This is a genomic window from Aquisalimonas sp. (assembly GCF_007120195.1).
Lineage (GTDB): Bacteria > Pseudomonadota > Gammaproteobacteria > Nitrococcales > Aquisalimonadaceae > Aquisalimonas.
On sequence record NZ_SKOG01000011.1, the window covers coordinates 32,496 to 48,549 of the forward strand.

Here is a 16,054-nt window from a genome sequence, read left to right on the forward strand (position 1 = left end):
GATGAGCGGCAGGGGGCGATTGCTGACCATGAATCGGTTTGTTCCAGGACGGCGGCGTTTCCTTCGGCACATGACCGGCGCGCTCGGTGCGGGGGCGTTCTGGGCTGCGCGCCCGGGGCTTGTTGCCGGAGGGGCTGCTCTGACGGCGCCAGTCACCACGGCGAGCGACGCGCTGCACGTCAAGGCGATTCCCGGATCCGGCGAGCACATTCCGGCCATTGGCATGGGCACGTACGTGACGTTCAATGTCGGAGCCAATCAGGCGATGCGGGACCAGCTGACCGAGGTCCTGCGGACCTTCTTCGACATGGGCGGCGGAATGATCGATTCCTCACCCATGTACGGCACAGCGGAAGAAGTGCTCGGTGACTGTCTGGACCGTCTCGACGATACCGATGACAAATTCTCTGCCACCAAGATCTGGACGCGGCGCACGGCTGATGGCGAGACTCAGATTGACGACTCGCTGGCGCTTTGGGGTATCTCCCGCTTCGACCTGATGCAGGTGCACAACCTCGTGAATTGGCAGGCGCACCTGGAGACCATCCGTGATCGCAAGCAGGCGGGGGAGATCCGCTACGCCGGCGTCACGACATCCCATGGCCGTCGACATGGTGAGCTCGAACAGATCCTGCGTAACGAGCCCGTGGACTTCGTGCAGCTGACCTACAACGTGCTCGATCGCGAAGTGGAGGGCCGGTTGTTGCCACTGGCCCGGGAGCGCGGCATCGCCGTCATCGCCAACCGCCCGTTTCGGCGCGGTAACCTCTTCGATCGCGTCAATGGTGCACCGCTGCCTGACTGGGCTGGTGACTACGCCATCGACAACTGGGCGCAGTTCTTTCTCAAATTCATTATCTCGCATGAGGCGGTAACCTGCGCAATCCCCGCGACCTCCCGTGTCGAGCACATGCACGAGAATATGGGTGCCATGCGCGGGCCCTTGCCGGATGCCAACGCCCGCCGCGAAATGATTGCCTACCTCGAGAGGCTCTAGTGTCCTGTAACCCTCCACGGCCGGACAGGCAGCTCAAAAGACAACGAATTTCCGTTACAGGGCACTAAATGCTTCCGTATTCCCTTGAAGTGCTGTTTAGCGTTATCGCGCAGATGAACGCTGAGTTGTGGCCCGCGCTGATACTCGCGGGTGCCGCGGGTGGTGCGCTGCTGGTCGCCACCTGGAGTCCCGTGGCCGCAGGCCGCCCTGGCGAAGCGGCTGTTGCCCGTTTTGGTGCGCTGGTCCTGGCGGCGGGCTGGATTGCGGCGGCAATGATCTTCTACGGCCACTACCTGGAGCCACTGTTTTTCGGCGCGGTCTGGTTTCAATGGGGGTTCATGGGGCAGGGGGCACTGCTGATTCTGGCTGCTGTGGCGCTCCCTCAGGCGTCGCGCGAGACAGCGGGTCTCGCCTTGTGGTTCGGTCGGCTGTTGATGCTTTATGCTCTGCTCGGCATGCCGGCGGTGGACCTGATGCTGGGCCCTGGGTGGCCGGCGTTCCGGGTGATTGGGCTCGCGTCGGAGCCTACGGTCGTCCTTACGTGCGGTTGGTTGCTCACGCGCCGCTTCGGGTGGTCGACCCCGGTGCTTGCCATCATACCGGCTGGCGCTGGCGTCGCGGCCGCCTATTCGGCGCTTGCCCTGGATTGGCCCCCGGACTGGATTGTCCTTGGTGCCGCACTCGCGGTTCTTGGCGTGCAGCCGATTGCGGCAGGCATTCGTCGAACGCGCCGGCGCCCGGCGGGTTAGTGTCCTGTAACCGAATTTCGGTTACAGGACACTAGAGGCAGACTGTTTGCCGTGGGGCGCGGGTGAGCTATGTTAGTGATTCGGCACTTGGGTTGGCCTGAAGACCGGGGGGAATGCATGTGACACAGCGAGGCTTGATCGGGTTGCGTCGCTGCGCGCCTGTTTTCAAAGCAGACGGTCCCGGGGGTGCAGGCAAACCGCTGGCAGTGGTTATGGCGCTCACCGTCGCGTTGTTGCTGACGGCCTGTTCCGATGGCGCCGAGTGGCGGACCAAGGGCCTGGAGGCCGATTTCCCCGAACTTGCCTTCGAGCTGATCGCGGACACAGGCGGCGACTTCACCGAGACCCAGTTGGAGGGTACTGTGACACTGCTGTTTTTCGGCTTCACCTCCTGCCCGGATGCATGCCCTACCACCATGGCCAGGCTGCGTGCGGTGATCGGGGAGCTGCCGGAGTCCAAGCAGGACGAGCTCAAGGTCCTCTTTGTCAGCGTCGATCCGGCGCGGGATGATCCAGAGCGCCTGGCGGCGTACACGCGCCATTACGGGCCCCAGTTCATCGGCGCCACCCATGATCTGGAGCGCGTGACGAAACTCGCCAACCGTTACGGCTCAAGTTTCGAGCATGGCCGCGAGCAGGGCGGCGCTGAGTATCCTGTCGTCCACGGCAGCACCGTGCTGGCGTTCGATCGTGAGGGTCGGGCGCGTCTGCTAATCCGCTCCCAGGACAGCATCGAGGCGATCGTCCATGACCTCCGCAAGCTCCTCGCCGCCTAAGCCGCACGCAGAGCCTCGCCCGGGCGGCCCGGGTGGTTTATTGAGTCTCAAGCTCAGGTGCTGGGGGCTTGCCGGCCTGGTCCTGACGGTCTTCCTGCTTGGCTACGGGGCCACGCTGGCGCTTGTGCTCCATCAGGCCGCCTTCGCAACGTCCCCCGGGGATAGGCTGCTCGTTGCGTTTGCTCCGGGCACTGGCACTCCGGCGGTGCTGGAGCAATTGGGCGCCGCGGGTGCGGTTCACCACGGTGCGGCAGGCATGCCCGGGTTTCATCAGGCCGAGATCATCGACGCGGGAGCGGCGGAGAATCTGTCCCGCGTGGCTTGGGTTATGCGCGTCCCGGGGCGCCCAGCCCTTGCGAGTTGTTTTAACATCGACTTGTCAGCTCAGCGCAGGGACCGCTCGTGATCGGCCGGTTTGCTGCGCCTGGTCCGGTCCCCACGCTTCGGCCCGAGATCGCCGCGGGCATGGTCCTCGTCGGTGTCATGTCTGGGATGGTGGCGCTCGGAGCCGGCTTCCTGTGGCTCGGCATGACGGGGCTGGTATTGATCGGCCTGGGTGTGGGGTTCACCGGCGGCCTGCGCCACCGCGTCGTTGCGGCCGCACTGATCTGGCTTGTGGCCACGGCACTCGCCATCGTCGGTGCGGCGTTCGGGCGCATCGGTTTCGAAATCACCGCCCCAGTCGTGGTGAGCGCGATTTTCGTCGCCCTGGGGCAGATCGTCGGTGTAGTCACCGCGGTCGTCTCCGCACGATATATGGTCATCACCAGGGATGTGAACTAGGTTTAGGGAAGCGCTGATTGATTCGTTTGGCGATGAACCGATAAACAAGGCGCTTTACTAAAACAAGCCGCCCTTCCATGGGACCGACGGCCGCGCAAAACGGGTGATGCATGACAAAGCTAATCCACGAACAATGGTCATCCCAGATGGTCTTCATTCTGGCCGCGACAGGGTCCGCAGTCGGCCTGGGGAACATCTGGCGTTTTTCCTACATGGTCGGCGAAAGTGGGGGCGCCGCGTTTGTGCTCCTTTATCTCGGCTGTGTGCTGCTGATCGGCATGCCGGTACTGCTCGCCGAGTGGATACTCGGCAGGCGTGGCCAGAGCAATCCGATCAATACCATGGCCAAGCTGGCCCGCGAAGGCGGCCGCACGCAGGCCTGGATACTGATCGGGCTGAGTGGGATCTTGGCGGCCTTTCTCATCCTCTCCTTCTACAGCGTAATCGGTGGCTGGTCGCTCGCCTATATCTTGAGTACGGTAACCGGAACCTTCACCGACCAGGACGCCGAGGCGGTCGGTGAGCACTTCAATTCGCTCCTGGGCAGCCCCGGTGTGCTGCTGTTGTGGCATACGGCCTTTATGGTGCTCGTGGTCGGGATCGTCGCTCGAGGCGTCACCAAGGGCCTCGAGGCCGCGGTCCGCACCCTGATGCCCGCCTTGGTCATCCTTTTGGCGCTGTTAGTGGTCTATGGCATGACGACTGGCCATTTCGGCGAAGCCTTGCGCTTCATGTTCAGTCCTGACTGGGGTGCGGTCACGGGCGAGGTGGTGATCGCCGCCATGGGGCAGGCCTTCTTCACCCTCTCCCTGGGCATGGGCATCATGATGGCCTACGGCTCCTATCTCGGTAGGGATGTGAAGTTGGTGAGTACGGCGGGCACCGTGATCGTCCTGGACACGGTTGTTGCCCTGCTGGCTGGTATGGCGATCTTCCCCATTGTCTTCTTGCATGGGCTCAGCCCTGGTGAAGGGCCGGGGTTGATCTTCGTAACGCTGCCGATTGCGTTCGGCAACATCACCGGCGGCGTGATCCTGGGGCTGATTTTCTTCCTGCTTTTGACCTTTGCCGCCTTAACCTCGGCCATTTCCCTGCTGGAGCCGGTCGTGGAGTTCGTCCAGGAACGCAGCCCGTTTTCCAGGGTGTGGTCGACGGTGGCGGCCGCCATCTGTATTTGGGCGCTGGGTATCGCGGCCCTGATGTCGTTCAATGTCTGGGATTTCCCGATCCTGTTCGGGCTCAATGTCTTTGATCTGCTTGACACCTTCACCAGCAGGTTCTTGCTGCCGCTGACCGGTCTTGGTGCGGTCGTCTTCGCTGCCTGGTTCCTGGATCGCGAGAGTGTCCGCCAGGAACTGGCGATGGGCACTACAGGCACTATGCTGTGGAATGTTGTGGCGCGCTTTGTTGCGCCAATCGGCGTGGTGATCGTGTTTGTTAGCGCTTTCTTGTAACGCGCCCGAGGGTGTGGCGGCAGGCGCCTTGGGCAGGGCCGCCGCCACACCGGTCATTTCTATTTGCGAAAGCGTTCTTCCGCGACGCCATCGGCGACAATGTTGGTCGGTAACTGTGCGGCCTCGGAGCGCTCGAAGATTTCCATCAGGGTGTCGTAAATACCCTCGACGTGCTTGATCATCTTGTCCCGGTCATAACCGATGCGCTCATAGGAAACATCGATAATGCCGCCGGCATTGATGACGTAATCGGGGGCGTAGAGGATGCCCCGTTTCATCAGCTCCTCCCCGTGGCGCATCTCGGCAAGCTGGTTGTTGGCAGACCCAGCGACGACCTTCGCCCGTAGCTGGGCGAGCGTGCTGTCATTGATGGCCGAGCCCAGGGCGCAGGGGGCAAAGACATCAACATCCTGGCCGTATATCGCATCCCTGTCCACTGCGTTGGCGCCCAGGTTTTCAACGGCACGCTGGACCTGGTCGTCATAGATGTCCGTCACCCAAAGCTTGGCGCCGGCTTCGTGCAAGAGTTTGGCGAGACGGTAGCCGACGTTTCCCATACCCTGAACGGCGACTTTCAGCCCCGTCAGATCATCGCGCCCGAGGCGGTACTTGACGGCCGCGCGCAAGCCGATGAAGGTGCCATAGGCCGTGGCGGGTGAAGGGTCGCCGCTGCGCACCTGGTCCTCGTCGGTTGGTTTTTCGAGAATCCCGGCCACATAGGAGGTTTCCTGATTCATGACCTTAATGTCTTCGACCGAGGTGCCCGAATCCTCGGCGCCGATATAACGGCCGTTCAGGGTGTCGATAAAGCGCCCCATGGCCCGCAGCAAGGCTTCATTCTTGTCGGCACGGGGGTTGCCGATGATCACCGACTTGCCTCCGCCCAGGGGTAGGTTGGAGATCGCGGATTTGTAGGTCATGCCCCGGGACAGGCGCAGGACGTCCTGCAAAGCCTCCTCCTCCGTGGGGTAGGGCCACATGCGGCAACCGCCCAGGGAGGGGCCCCGATTGGTGTTGTGGATGGCGATGATGGCCTTGAGGCCCACTGAAGGGTCGCAGCAAAACACCACCTGTTCGTGATCGTCGAAATCCCGAGTGGTAAACACGGTCATGAGTCTTCTCCTCGGCAATGCTTGCAGAGTCTGATGGCATCGACACCAGCGCACCGCAACCTGACCGGAGCTATCGATTGACGCCGTGGATTGCCTTCTTGTCCACGGCCAGGGCGGCCTCGTGGGTCACCTCGGCCAGAGCCGGGTGGGCATGAATAGTCAGCTGAACATCCTCCGCACTGGCACGGAATTCCAGCGCCATCACTGCCTCCGCGATGAGCTCCGAGGCCATCGGTCCAACGATATGGACGCCCAGTATTTCGTCGCTCTCCTGGTGGGCGAGCATCTTCACCATCCCTGAGGCCTGATTCATTGCCTGGGCGCGGCCATTGGCTGCAAAGCCGAAACTGCCTGTCTTATAAGGCACGTCCGCGTCCTTGAGCTGTTCTTCGGTCTTGCCAACCCAGGCGACTTCCGGTGCCGTATAGATGATCGACGGGATGGCATCATGGTTCATCTCGGCGGTTTTGCCGGCGATGAGGTCCGCAACCACAACCCCCTCTTCCGACGCCTTGTGTGCAAGCATCAACCCGCGCACGCAATCACCGACCGCCCAGACATTCCGGCGCCCGGTGCGATTCTCATCGTCCACCGTGATGAAGCCTCTCGCGTCGATTTCCACGCCGCAGCCATCTTCCAGCAGACCCTCGGTGTAGGGCCGACGGCCCACGGAGACCAACAGCTTGTCGAAAGTCGCCTCGTGCTTGCCTTGCTTGTCTTCGTAGACAATGCTGACGTCATTCCCGCCGGCCTTGGCATCCACCAGCTTCGCACCCAGCTTGATATCAAGGCCTTGATTCTTGAACTGCCGCAGGGCGTCCTTGGCAATCTGCTGGTCTGCCATGAACAGGAACTGGTCCTGGGCTTCGATCATGGTGACCTCCGAGCCCAGGCGGCTCCAGACACTCCCCATTTCCAGGCCGATCACCCCGGCGCCAATCACGCCAAGGCGCTTGGGTACCTCATCGAACTCCAGGGCATCCCAGGAATCCACAATGCGCTTGCCATCGAACCTTGCAAACGGCAGTTCCACGGGCGTGGAGCCGGTGGCGAGGATCACGTGCCGAGCCTCGAGCTGCTCAGCTGTGCCACCGCCCGCAGGCGTAACCTCGACCTTGCCGTCCTTGAGAAGACGACCGGTACCCGGAATTCCCTCGATCTTATTCGCCTTGAATAGCTGGGTGATGCCACCGGTGAACTGCTTGGTGATACCGGCCTTGCGCTCGAGCATTGTCGCCAAATCGAGCCCTGGCTTGCCGACCTTGATGCCATGGTGATCAAACTCGTGCCCGGCCCGGTAATAGAGTTCGGAAGACTCGAGCATCGCTTTCGAGGGGATACATCCGGCGTTCAGACACGTGCCCCCGAAGGCATGGGACCCATCGCGATTGCTCCAGTTATCCACGCAGGCTGTTTTGAGACCGTTCTGCGCCGCGCGGATTGCTGCCACATATCCACCGGGACCACCGCCAATGACCACGACGTCGAAGGCCTTGCTCATGAATACCCCCAGGCGGACCTTATCTGACAACCATAGGCAAGCAGCTCGCGGATGGGCATTGACATGGGCTAATCCTCCGCGGCAATGGCGAGCAGCACTGAGCCTTCGGAGACCTGATCGCCTGTGCGGTAGTTGACGTTTTCCACACGCCCGGGGGCGAAAGCGCGGATGGTGTGTTCCATCTTCATGGCCTCGAGGACCATTAGCGGGGCCCCTTCGTCGACATGGTCGCCTTCTGCGACCAGGACGGCGAGCACGGTGCCCGGCATGGGGGCGGTGAGGCTGCCTTCGCGGATCTCGTCGGCCATGCCGACGGTCAGGGGGTCGTGGATGACCAGCTCGCGCGCGTCGTCGCCCACCGAGACGCTCAGGCGGTCGCCGGCCTGCAGCGCCAGGGCGTCCATGTGCACACCGTCGAGTACCCCGCGCAGGCGGCCATCGGCGTAAAGCGTGCCGTTGGCGCGCACGGTGCCCCCGGGGAGCTCGAGCAGGAAGCAGTCCTTGCGGTAATGGGCGACCACGGTGAGGTCCTGCTCACCATCGAGAAAATGCAGCACGTGGTGGTTGTCGCTGTTGGGCTGCCAGCCGTCGGTGCTGTGCCACGGTGACCAGGGGTCGGCAGAGCCCTGCGCTCGCGCGGCGGCGTCCTGATCGACGCTGAGCAGCTCGAAGAGTGCCGCGGCGGCCAGAAGCCGGTCGGAGACCGGCGTAGGCGCGGGGAACAGGGCCTCCCGGTGGCTGTCGATAAAGCTCGTATCCACACCGCCTGCCATGAAGGCCGGATGCGCGGCGATACGCTCGAGAAAGCGCGTGTTGGTGGTGGTCCCGGCCACGGTCCAGGCCTGCAGGGCACGACGCAGCCGCTGCAGCGCCGCCGCGCGGTCCCTGTCCCAGACCACCAGCTTGGCGATCATGGGATCGTAGTGCATCGAGATGGTATCGCCTTCCCGAATGCCCGTGTCGATGCGAACGTGGCGGCTCTCGGCGGGCATGCGCAGCCGGCTCACGGTGCCAATCGCCGGCAGAAAGTCCCGGTCCGGGTCCTCGGCATAGATGCGCGCCTCGAAGGCGTGCCCGGTGAACGTCAACGCCTCCTGGGAGCGAGGCAGCGGGGTGCCCGCGGCGATGTCGAGCTGCCAGGCCACCAGGTCTTCGCCAGTGATCATCTCGGTGACGGGGTGCTCGACCTGCAGCCGGGTGTTCATCTCCATGAAGAAGAACTCCCCCTGGGCGTCCATGATGAACTCCACTGTCCCCGCACCGACGTAGCCGATCGCCCGCGCCGCCGCCACCGCCGCTTCGCCCATGGCCTGGCGCTGCGCCTCGCCCAACCCCGGGGCGGGGGCTTCCTCGATCACCTTCTGGTGCCGGCGCTGCACCGAGCAGTCGCGCTCGAACAAATGCACCACGTTGCCGTGGCGATCGGCAAAGACTTGCATCTCCACGTGGCGCGGCTGCAGCAGGTATTTCTCCAGCAGCATGGTGTCATCGCCAAAGCTCGCCTGGGACTCGCGGCGGGCGCTGCGCAGCGCCTCCTCGAAGTCCTGCGGTGCATCCACGCGCCGCATGCCCTTGCCGCCGCCGCCGGCGGAGGCCTTGATGAGCACCGGGTAGCCGATCTCCTCGGCGACTCCGGCGAGGTGCTCGAGGCTTTGATCCTCGCCGTGGTAACCGGGCACCAGCGGCACCCCGGCCTCGGCCATGATGGTCTTTGCCGCGCTCTTGGAGCCCATGGCGCGGATTGCGGCCGCCGGCGGTCCAATGAAACGAATCCCGGCCTGCTCGCACGCCTCGGCGAAGTCGGCATTCTCGGAGAGAAATCCGTAGCCCGGGTGGATTGCCTCGGCGCCGCTGCGCCGGGCGACGTCGAGAATCCGTTCGGTGTTCAGATAGCTTTCCCGCGCCGGGGCCGCACCGATGGGCCAAGCCTGATCACAGGCGTGGACATGGGCCGCGTCGGCATCCGCCTCGGAGTACACGGCCACGCTACGAACGCCCATGGCGCGGCAAGTGCGCGCGATGCGACAGGCAATCTCACCGCGATTGGCGATCAGTACAGTCCCGAGCATCCGCTGTCATTCCTCCAACCAGGCCGGTTTGCGCTTTTCCAAAAAGGCGCTAAGACCCTCCTGGCCCTCGGCGCCAACCCGCACCGCGGCAATCCGCTGCGCGGTGTCTTGAATCATGGCTCGGTCTATCGGGCCGCGGCCGACCCGCCGGGCGAGATCCTTGGAGGCCGCCATCGCCTCGGGGCCGTTGCCCCGCATCTGCTTGAGCAGCGTCGCGATGCGCGCGTCCAGCCCTTCGGCCGGCACCTGTTCATGCACCAGGCCGATGCGCACAGCTTCGCTGGCGTCGAAGCGCTCCGCGGTGACGAAGTACCGCCGTGCCTGTTGCTCGCCCATGGCCTTGACCACATACGGGGAGATGGCCGCCGGGATCAGGCCCAGCTTCACCTCCGACAGACAGAAGGTGGCCGTGTCCGCCGCGATGGCGATGTCGCAGCACGCGACCAGGCCCACGCCGCCGCCGAAGGCAGCGCCGTGGACCCGGGCGACGGTCGGCTTGGCCAGGCCGTCGAGGGTTTCCATGAGCTCGGCCAGGGCCAGGGCATCGGCCTCGTTCTGCGCGCGGGTATACCCCGCCATGCGCTGCATCCAGGTCAGGTCGGCCCCGGCGGAGAAGCTCTTGCCGCGCCCGGCGAGGATCACCACGTGGACCGCCTCGTCGCCTTCCAGCGCGCGCAGGACACGTGTCAGCTCGCCGATAAAGACATCGTCAAAGGCATTGTGGCGCTCCGGGCGATTGAGGGTCACGGTGGCCACGCCGCCGTCGCGTTGGGTGACAATCGCCGCTTCGTCGTTCATGGGCGCGGGTCTCCCGGGTTACATGCGGAAAACGCCAAAGCGCGTGGGTTGCGCCGGTGCGTTCTGGCTCGCGGAAATCCCCAACCCCAGCACCATGCGGGTGTCCGCCGGATCGATGACGCCGTCGTCCCACAGCCGCGCGGTGGCGTAGTAGGGGTGGCCCTGATGCTCGTACTGCGCGCGGATGGGCGCCTTGAACGCCTCTTCATCCTCCGTGCTCCAGCGCTCGCCCTTGCGCTCAAACCCGTCCCGGCGGACCTGCGCCATGACGTTCGCCGCCTGCTCGCCACCCATCACGGAGATGCGCGCGTTGGGCCACATCCACAGCAACCGCGGCGAGTAGGCCCGGCCGCACATGCCGTAGTTGCCAGCGCCGAAGCTGCCGCCGATGATCACCGTGAACTTGGGCACCGCCGCGCAGGCCACGGAGGTGACCATCTTGGCGCCGTCCTTGGCGATGCCACCGGACTCGTACTTGCTGCCGACCATAAAGCCGGTGATGTTCTGCAAAAACACCAGCGGAATGCCGCGTTGGCTGCACAGTTCCACGAAGTGGGCGCCCTTGAGCGCGGACTCGGAGAACAGCACCCCATTGTTGGCGATGATACCCACGGGGTAGCCGAAGATGTGTGCGAAGCCGCAGATCAGCGTGGTGCCGTAGAGCGCCTTGAACTCCTCGAACTCCGAGGCGTCGACAATGCGGGCGATGACCTCGCGCACGTCAAAGGGTTTGCGCAGATCGGCGGGCACGGCGCCGTGGAGTTCATCGGGGTCGTACAGCGGCTCCCGCGGCTCGCGGAGCTCCAGCGCCACGTGTTTGGTGGTGTTGAGGTGCTCGACGCTCCGGCGCACCAGCCCCAGGGCGTGGGCGTCGTTGAGGGCGTAGTGGTCGGTCACCCCGGAGACCCGCGAGTGCACGTCGGCGCCACCCAGGTCCTCTGCGGTGACCACCTCACCGGTGGCTGCTTTTACCAGCGGCGGGCCGGCCAGGAAGATCGTCCCCTGCTCCTTGACGATGATGCTCTCCTCGGCCATCGCCGGCACGTAAGCCCCGCCCGCGGTGCACGAACCCATGACCACGGCAATCTGCGGAATGCCGGCAGCCGACATGTGCGCCTGGTTGTAGAAAATGCGCCCAAAATGCTCCTTGTCTGGAAAGACCTTGTCCTGGTTGGGCAGGTTGGCGCCGCCGGAGTCCACCAGATAAATGCATGCCAGGTGGTTCTCCGCGGCGATTTCCTGGGCGCGCAGATGCTTTTTCACCGTCTCGGGGTAGTAGGTGCCGCCTTTGACCGTGGCGTCGTTGGCGACGATCATGCACTCGCGCCCGCTCACCCGGCCGATACCGGTGATAATCCCCGCCGAGGGCACCTCGTCGTCGTACATGCCGGTGGCGGCGAGTTGCGAGAGCTCGAGAAACGGCGAGCCCACGTCCAGGAGCACGCGGATGCGGTCCCGCGGCAGCAGCTTGCCGCGCTCGGTATGGCGCCGCTGCGCGGTCTCACCTCCACCACGCTTGGCCCGCTCGACGCGGGCGCGCAAATCGGTGACCAGCGCCCCCATGGCCTCGCGATTGGCCTGAAACTCCTCGGAGCGAGGGTCGACGCGCGATTTCAGCACGCTCATGCTATCCGTCCTCGTGCGCTCGCGGTGTGACAGCTCCACCGGGGCCCCCAGCACGCCGGGCCGCTGTTGCCCGCTGGTTTTTACCCCGGCGCGCAAAAGCGTAGCACAGCCGTCGGAGTTCGCCATGGAACCGGGCGTAGAACTTACGGATCACCCGGTTTTCACGCGTATCTCCAGCTGCTTGACGCAGGTTGGCATGGGCCGGCGTTTCGATGCTTTTATGGTTTAAGGCAGCATGAACCAACACTAACGATTGGCGCGACGCGCGTCGAAAACCCCCGGGAACTGACCTACATTTGGTGTAGCCTCCGTCTTTGTCTAACCGGAGTGTGTATCTCCCGCAGACCGCGATATCCAGGAAGGCGACCATGACAACACCATCACCCGAAGACGTTCATACGCCGATGCTCACCGATGGGGACGAGTTCCGCATCCCCACGTACAAGCTCCTGCAGCAGGACGGCACGCTGTACGAAGGGGCGGAAGCACCACACCTGGAGCGGGACAAGGCGCTGCGTATGTACCAGGCGATGGTGTTCACCCGGGTGCTCGATGAGCGCATGCTCGCGGCACAGCGCCAGGGCCGCCTGAGCTTCTACATGCAGTGCACCGGCGAGGAGGCCGCGGTCATTGGCAGCGCCGCCGCGCTGGATGATGCCGACGTGATCATGGCGCAGTACCGGGAGCAGGGGGCGTTGGCGTATCGAGGGTTCACCACCGACGAGTTCATGAACCAACTCTTCGGCAACGAACTGGATTACGGCAAGGGCCGCCAGATGCCAGTCCATTACGGCTCGACCCGATTAAACTACGTCACCATTTCCTCGCCATTGGCAACCCAGATTCCCCAGGCCGTTGGCTATGCCTATGGCCAGAAGCTCGCAGGCGACGGCCATTGCACCATCACCTACTTCGGTGAGGGGGCGGCGTCAGAGGGGGATTTCCATGCTGCACTCAATATGGCAGCCGTGCACAAGGTTCCAGTGATCTTTCTGTGCCGCAACAATGGCTACGCCATTTCCACGCCGACCATTGAGCAGTTTGCCGCGGAGGGTGTGGCGCCGCGTGCCTTTGGCTACCGCATGCACGTCATTCGCGTCGACGGCAATGACATCCTGGCCGTCTATGAGGCGACGAGGGTAGCCCGTCGGATGGCGGTGGAGGACAACCGCCCGGTACTGATCGAGGCGATGACCTACCGTCTTGCGGGGCATTCGTCCTCGGACGATCCGTCCAGCTACCGCAGCAAGAAGGAAGAAGAGGCCTGGCGAGAGAAGGACCCTCTCCTGCGCATGCAGCGCTGGCTAACTGACAAGGGGTGGTGGAGCGAGGACGACGAGAAGCGTCTCCAGGAAAGCATGCGCCGCGAGGTCCTGGACACCATGAAGCGCGCGGAGAAGCGGCCGCCGCCGCCGCTGGAGAGCTTGGTCACCGATGTCTACGATGAGGTCACCCCGGCGCTCGCCGAGCAGCTAGACCAGCTCAAGGCCCATATCCGCAAGTATCCGGATGCCTATCCCAAGAGCGCCTCCCAGGTCACAGGAGGGGACTGATATGGCCAGAATGAACATGTTACAGGCCATCAATCACGCCCTCGATACCGCAATGGCCGCGGACGAGCGGGTGCTGTGCTTCGGTGAGGATGTTGGCGTCTTCGGGGGGGTATTCCGGGCGACCAGCAATCTCCAGCAAAAATACGGCAAGGCCCGCTGTTTTAATACCCCATTGGTTGAGCAGGGCATTATCGGGTTTGCCAATGGACTCGCGGCGCAGGGCTCGATCCCGGTGGCAGAGATCCAGTTCGCTGACTACATCTTCCCCGCCTTCGACCAGATCGTTAACGAGTCGGCCAAGTACCGCTATCGCTCGGGTAACCTCTTCAATGTCGGTGGGCTGACCATCCGCGCCCCCTATGGCGGCGGCATTGCCGGAGGGCATTACCACTCGCAGTCGCCGGAGGCTTATTTCGCCCATACCCCGGGGCTGAAGGTCGTGGTACCACGCAATGCCCACCAGGCCAAGGGTCTGCTGCTCGGGGCGATTCGGGACGACAATCCGGTGGTGTTCTTCGAGCCCAAGCGTCTGTATCGCGCCTCGGTGGGCGATGTGCCGGAGAGCGATTACCAGCTCCCGCTGGGCGAGGCCGAGGTCGTCAAGGAAGGCAGTGACATCACGCTGGTGGCCTGGGGGGCGCAGATCGAAGTGGTGGAGCAGGCCGTGGAGATGGCCGAGAAGGAACGCGTATCTTGCGAGGTCATCGACTTGCGGACCATTCTTCCCTGGGATGTGGAGACCGTCGCCAACTCGGTATTGAAGACTGGCCGGCTGCTGGTCTCCCATGAAGCGCCCCTGACCGGGGGATTCGGCGCTGAGGTTGCCGCCACCATCCAGGCCCGTTGCTTCCTCTACCTTGAGTCGCCCATCGCACGGGTGACCGGGCTGGATACGCCCTTTCCCCTTGCGCTTGAGAAGGAGTACATGCCCGATCACCTGAAGGTCTACGAGGCCATCAAAGCCAGCGTCGAATTCTAGGGGCAGGAGAGCAGCCATGAGCGATTTTATGTTGCCCGATATTGGCGAAGGAATCGTGGAATGCGAGCTGGTCAAGTGGCTGGTCAGCGAAGGGGACGAGATCGAGGAAGACCAGCCGGTGGCCGAGGTAATGACCGACAAGGCACTGGTGGAGATCCCGGCGCCGTACAAGGGGCGCATCACCCGGCTCTATTATCGCGAGGGCGAGATCGCCCGCGTACACGAACCGCTGTTCGCCCTGGTGGCGGACAATGCGGAAGATGAGGTAGGGGCCAAAGCGCATGCCGGAGGCGACGACGAGACGCGATCCCGTGAACCGGCAGCCACACCCGCCGCTGCGGCGGCAAGTGCGACCACCGACGCCACCAGTCGCGCCGAGGTGGCGGCTTCATCGGCGGACGAGGCCAGCGAAGACTTTATCCTGCCGGATATCGGCGAGGGGATTGTCGAGTGCGAAGTGGTGGAATGGCGCGTCGCCGAAGGCGACGAGATCGAGGAAGACCAGCCCGTGGTCGATGTAATGACCGATAAGGCACTGGTCGAGATCACCGCGCCAAAGGCCGGTCGCGTCACGCAGCGTTACTACCAGCAGGGGGAGAACGCCCGGGTACATTCGCCGCTGTTTGCTTTCATCCCCAGGGAGCAGGAGGCGAAGCCGGCCTCATCCGGGCCGTCAACCCCGCAACCCCGGGCCTCCGAGCCCGCAGTGGCGCCGGTGGCGAAAGCCTCCGGGGAAGAGTTCCAACGGCGGGTTCCCGCCACACCGGCCGTCCGCCGCCTGGCGCGCGAACATGGCCTAAGGCTTGCCGATATCCGCGGTTCCGGAAAGAACGGTCGGGTTCTCAAGGCCGATGTGCTCGCGCACGTCGAGGGAGCCTCCGCGGCCGCTCAGCCGAAGGCGGCACCGCAACCGGCACCGGCGCCCGCGCGCGAGGGCGCCGGGGAGGTGCGCGTCGAGCCGATCAAGGGCATGCAGGCGGTCATGGCCAAACGCATGGCGCAAGCGGCCTCCACGATTCCGCACTTTACCTATGGCGATGAAATCGATGTCACCGACCTGCTGGCCCTGCGCGAGCGCCTCAAGCCCGAGGCTGAAGCCCGTGGCACGCGCGTGACGCTGATGCCGTTTATCATGAAGGCCATGGCACTGGCTGTGGCCGAATACCCCATCCTCAACAGCCGGGTCAACGACGCGGTGACCGAGATCCACTATCAGCCGCACTGCAATATCGGCATGGCGGTCGATAGCCGCGTGGGCTTGATTGTGCCCAATATCAAGCAGGTGGAGCGCCGAACCCTGCTCGACATCGCTGCGGAAGTGGCGCGCCTGACCACGGCAGCGCGGGACGGCCGGGTGGGACAAGCGGACCTTAAAGACGGTACCATCAGCATCTCGAACATCGGCGCGCTCGGAGGGACGTACACGTCGCCGATCATTAATGCCCCGGAAGTGGCCATTGTGGCCCTGGGCAAGACGCAGCGCTTGCCGCGTTTTGACGCCCAGGGGCAAGTGGTGGAGCGAGCGATCATGACCGTAAGCTGGGCAGGGGACCACCGGATCATCGACGGCGGCACGATCGCGCGCTTTTGTAATCGCTGGAAGGGCCTTCTGGAGTCGCCGCAGTCGATGCTATTGCACCTGGGGTAACGGCGCGCA

At 64.0% G+C, this 16,054-nt stretch carries 14 protein-coding genes; 9 read left to right on the forward strand and 5 right to left on the reverse strand.

Annotated features, from left to right (window positions below; translation table 11 throughout):
• The first annotated feature begins 28 nt into the window (after window positions 1-28).
• The 6 genes from QZT63_RS01520 to QZT63_RS01545 all read left to right on the forward strand — a co-directional run bounded on the left by QZT63_RS01520 (window position 29) and on the right by QZT63_RS01545 (window position 4,759).
• Window positions 29-997 carry an aldo/keto reductase gene (locus QZT63_RS01520; protein ID WP_290647955.1) on the forward strand — a complete coding sequence of 323 codons (969 nt, stop codon included), beginning with the start codon at window positions 29-31 and terminating at the stop codon, window positions 995-997.
• Window positions 998-1,065: 68 nt separating this feature from the next.
• Complete coding sequence (locus QZT63_RS01525; RefSeq protein ID WP_290647957.1) at window positions 1,066-1,746, forward strand: DUF6064 family protein; 681 nt, start codon at window positions 1,066-1,068, stop codon at window positions 1,744-1,746.
• Between the two features lie 212 nt (window positions 1,747-1,958).
• On the forward strand, window positions 1,959-2,522 hold the full coding sequence (locus tag QZT63_RS01530) for an SCO family protein (RefSeq protein WP_290647959.1): 564 nt from the start codon (window positions 1,959-1,961) through the stop codon (window positions 2,520-2,522).
• Window positions 2,523-2,562: 40 nt separating this feature from the next.
• Complete coding sequence (locus tag QZT63_RS01535) at window positions 2,563-2,928, forward strand: hypothetical protein (protein ID WP_290647961.1); 366 nt, start codon at window positions 2,563-2,565, stop codon at window positions 2,926-2,928.
• Entirely contained in the window at window positions 2,925-3,305 is a 381-nt protein-coding gene (locus tag QZT63_RS01540; RefSeq protein ID WP_290647963.1) for a hypothetical protein, read from the forward strand. Before QZT63_RS01535 ends, QZT63_RS01540 begins: the two co-directional genes overlap by 4 nt.
• A 110-nt stretch (window positions 3,306-3,415) precedes the next feature.
• On the forward strand, window positions 3,416-4,759 hold the full coding sequence (locus QZT63_RS01545) for a sodium-dependent transporter (RefSeq protein ID WP_290647964.1): 1,344 nt from the start codon (window positions 3,416-3,418) through the stop codon (window positions 4,757-4,759).
• 59 nt (window positions 4,760-4,818) lie between these two features.
• Here QZT63_RS01545 and QZT63_RS01550 read toward each other — a convergent pair whose 3' ends face one another.
• From QZT63_RS01550 to QZT63_RS01570, 5 genes are all read right to left on the reverse strand, one after another.
• Window positions 4,819-5,871 (reverse strand): Glu/Leu/Phe/Val dehydrogenase dimerization domain-containing protein, encoded by a 1,053-nt coding sequence (locus tag QZT63_RS01550; protein ID WP_290647966.1) that lies wholly within the window; start codon window positions 5,869-5,871, stop codon window positions 4,819-4,821.
• 70 nt (window positions 5,872-5,941) lie between these two features.
• Window positions 5,942-7,372, reverse strand: coding sequence for a dihydrolipoyl dehydrogenase (lpdA, locus tag QZT63_RS01555; RefSeq protein WP_290647967.1), 1,431 nt, complete (start codon window positions 7,370-7,372; stop codon window positions 5,942-5,944).
• Window positions 7,373-7,440: 68 nt separating this feature from the next.
• A complete protein-coding gene (locus QZT63_RS01560; protein WP_290647969.1) occupies window positions 7,441-9,441 on the reverse strand; it encodes an acetyl/propionyl/methylcrotonyl-CoA carboxylase subunit alpha in 2,001 nt (666 codons plus the stop codon).
• Between the two features lie 6 nt (window positions 9,442-9,447).
• Window positions 9,448-10,239 carry an enoyl-CoA hydratase/isomerase family protein gene (locus tag QZT63_RS01565; RefSeq protein WP_290647970.1) on the reverse strand — a complete coding sequence of 264 codons (792 nt, stop codon included), beginning with the start codon at window positions 10,237-10,239 and terminating at the stop codon, window positions 9,448-9,450.
• A gap of 18 nt (window positions 10,240-10,257) precedes the next feature.
• Window positions 10,258-11,865: a carboxyl transferase domain-containing protein gene (locus tag QZT63_RS01570; protein WP_290647972.1), complete on the reverse strand. Its 1,608-nt coding sequence runs from the start codon at window positions 11,863-11,865 to the stop codon at window positions 10,258-10,260.
• A gap of 368 nt (window positions 11,866-12,233) precedes the next feature.
• Here QZT63_RS01570 and QZT63_RS01575 point away from each other — a divergent pair, with 368 nt between their 5' ends.
• The 3 genes from QZT63_RS01575 to QZT63_RS01585 are packed head-to-tail and all read left to right on the forward strand — an operon-like array spanning window position 12,234 to window position 16,045.
• The gene (locus QZT63_RS01575) at window positions 12,234-13,418 is read left to right on the forward strand and encodes a thiamine pyrophosphate-dependent dehydrogenase E1 component subunit alpha (protein WP_290647973.1); all 1,185 of its coding nucleotides are present in this window, start codon (window positions 12,234-12,236) and stop codon (window positions 13,416-13,418) included.
• 1 nt (window position 13,419) lies between these two features.
• Window positions 13,420-14,397, forward strand: coding sequence for a transketolase C-terminal domain-containing protein (locus tag QZT63_RS01580; protein WP_290647974.1), 978 nt, complete (start codon window positions 13,420-13,422; stop codon window positions 14,395-14,397).
• Between the two features lie 16 nt (window positions 14,398-14,413).
• Entirely contained in the window at window positions 14,414-16,045 is a 1,632-nt protein-coding gene (locus tag QZT63_RS01585; RefSeq protein ID WP_290647977.1) for a dihydrolipoyllysine-residue acetyltransferase, read from the forward strand.
• Window positions 16,046-16,054 lie beyond the last annotated feature (9 nt).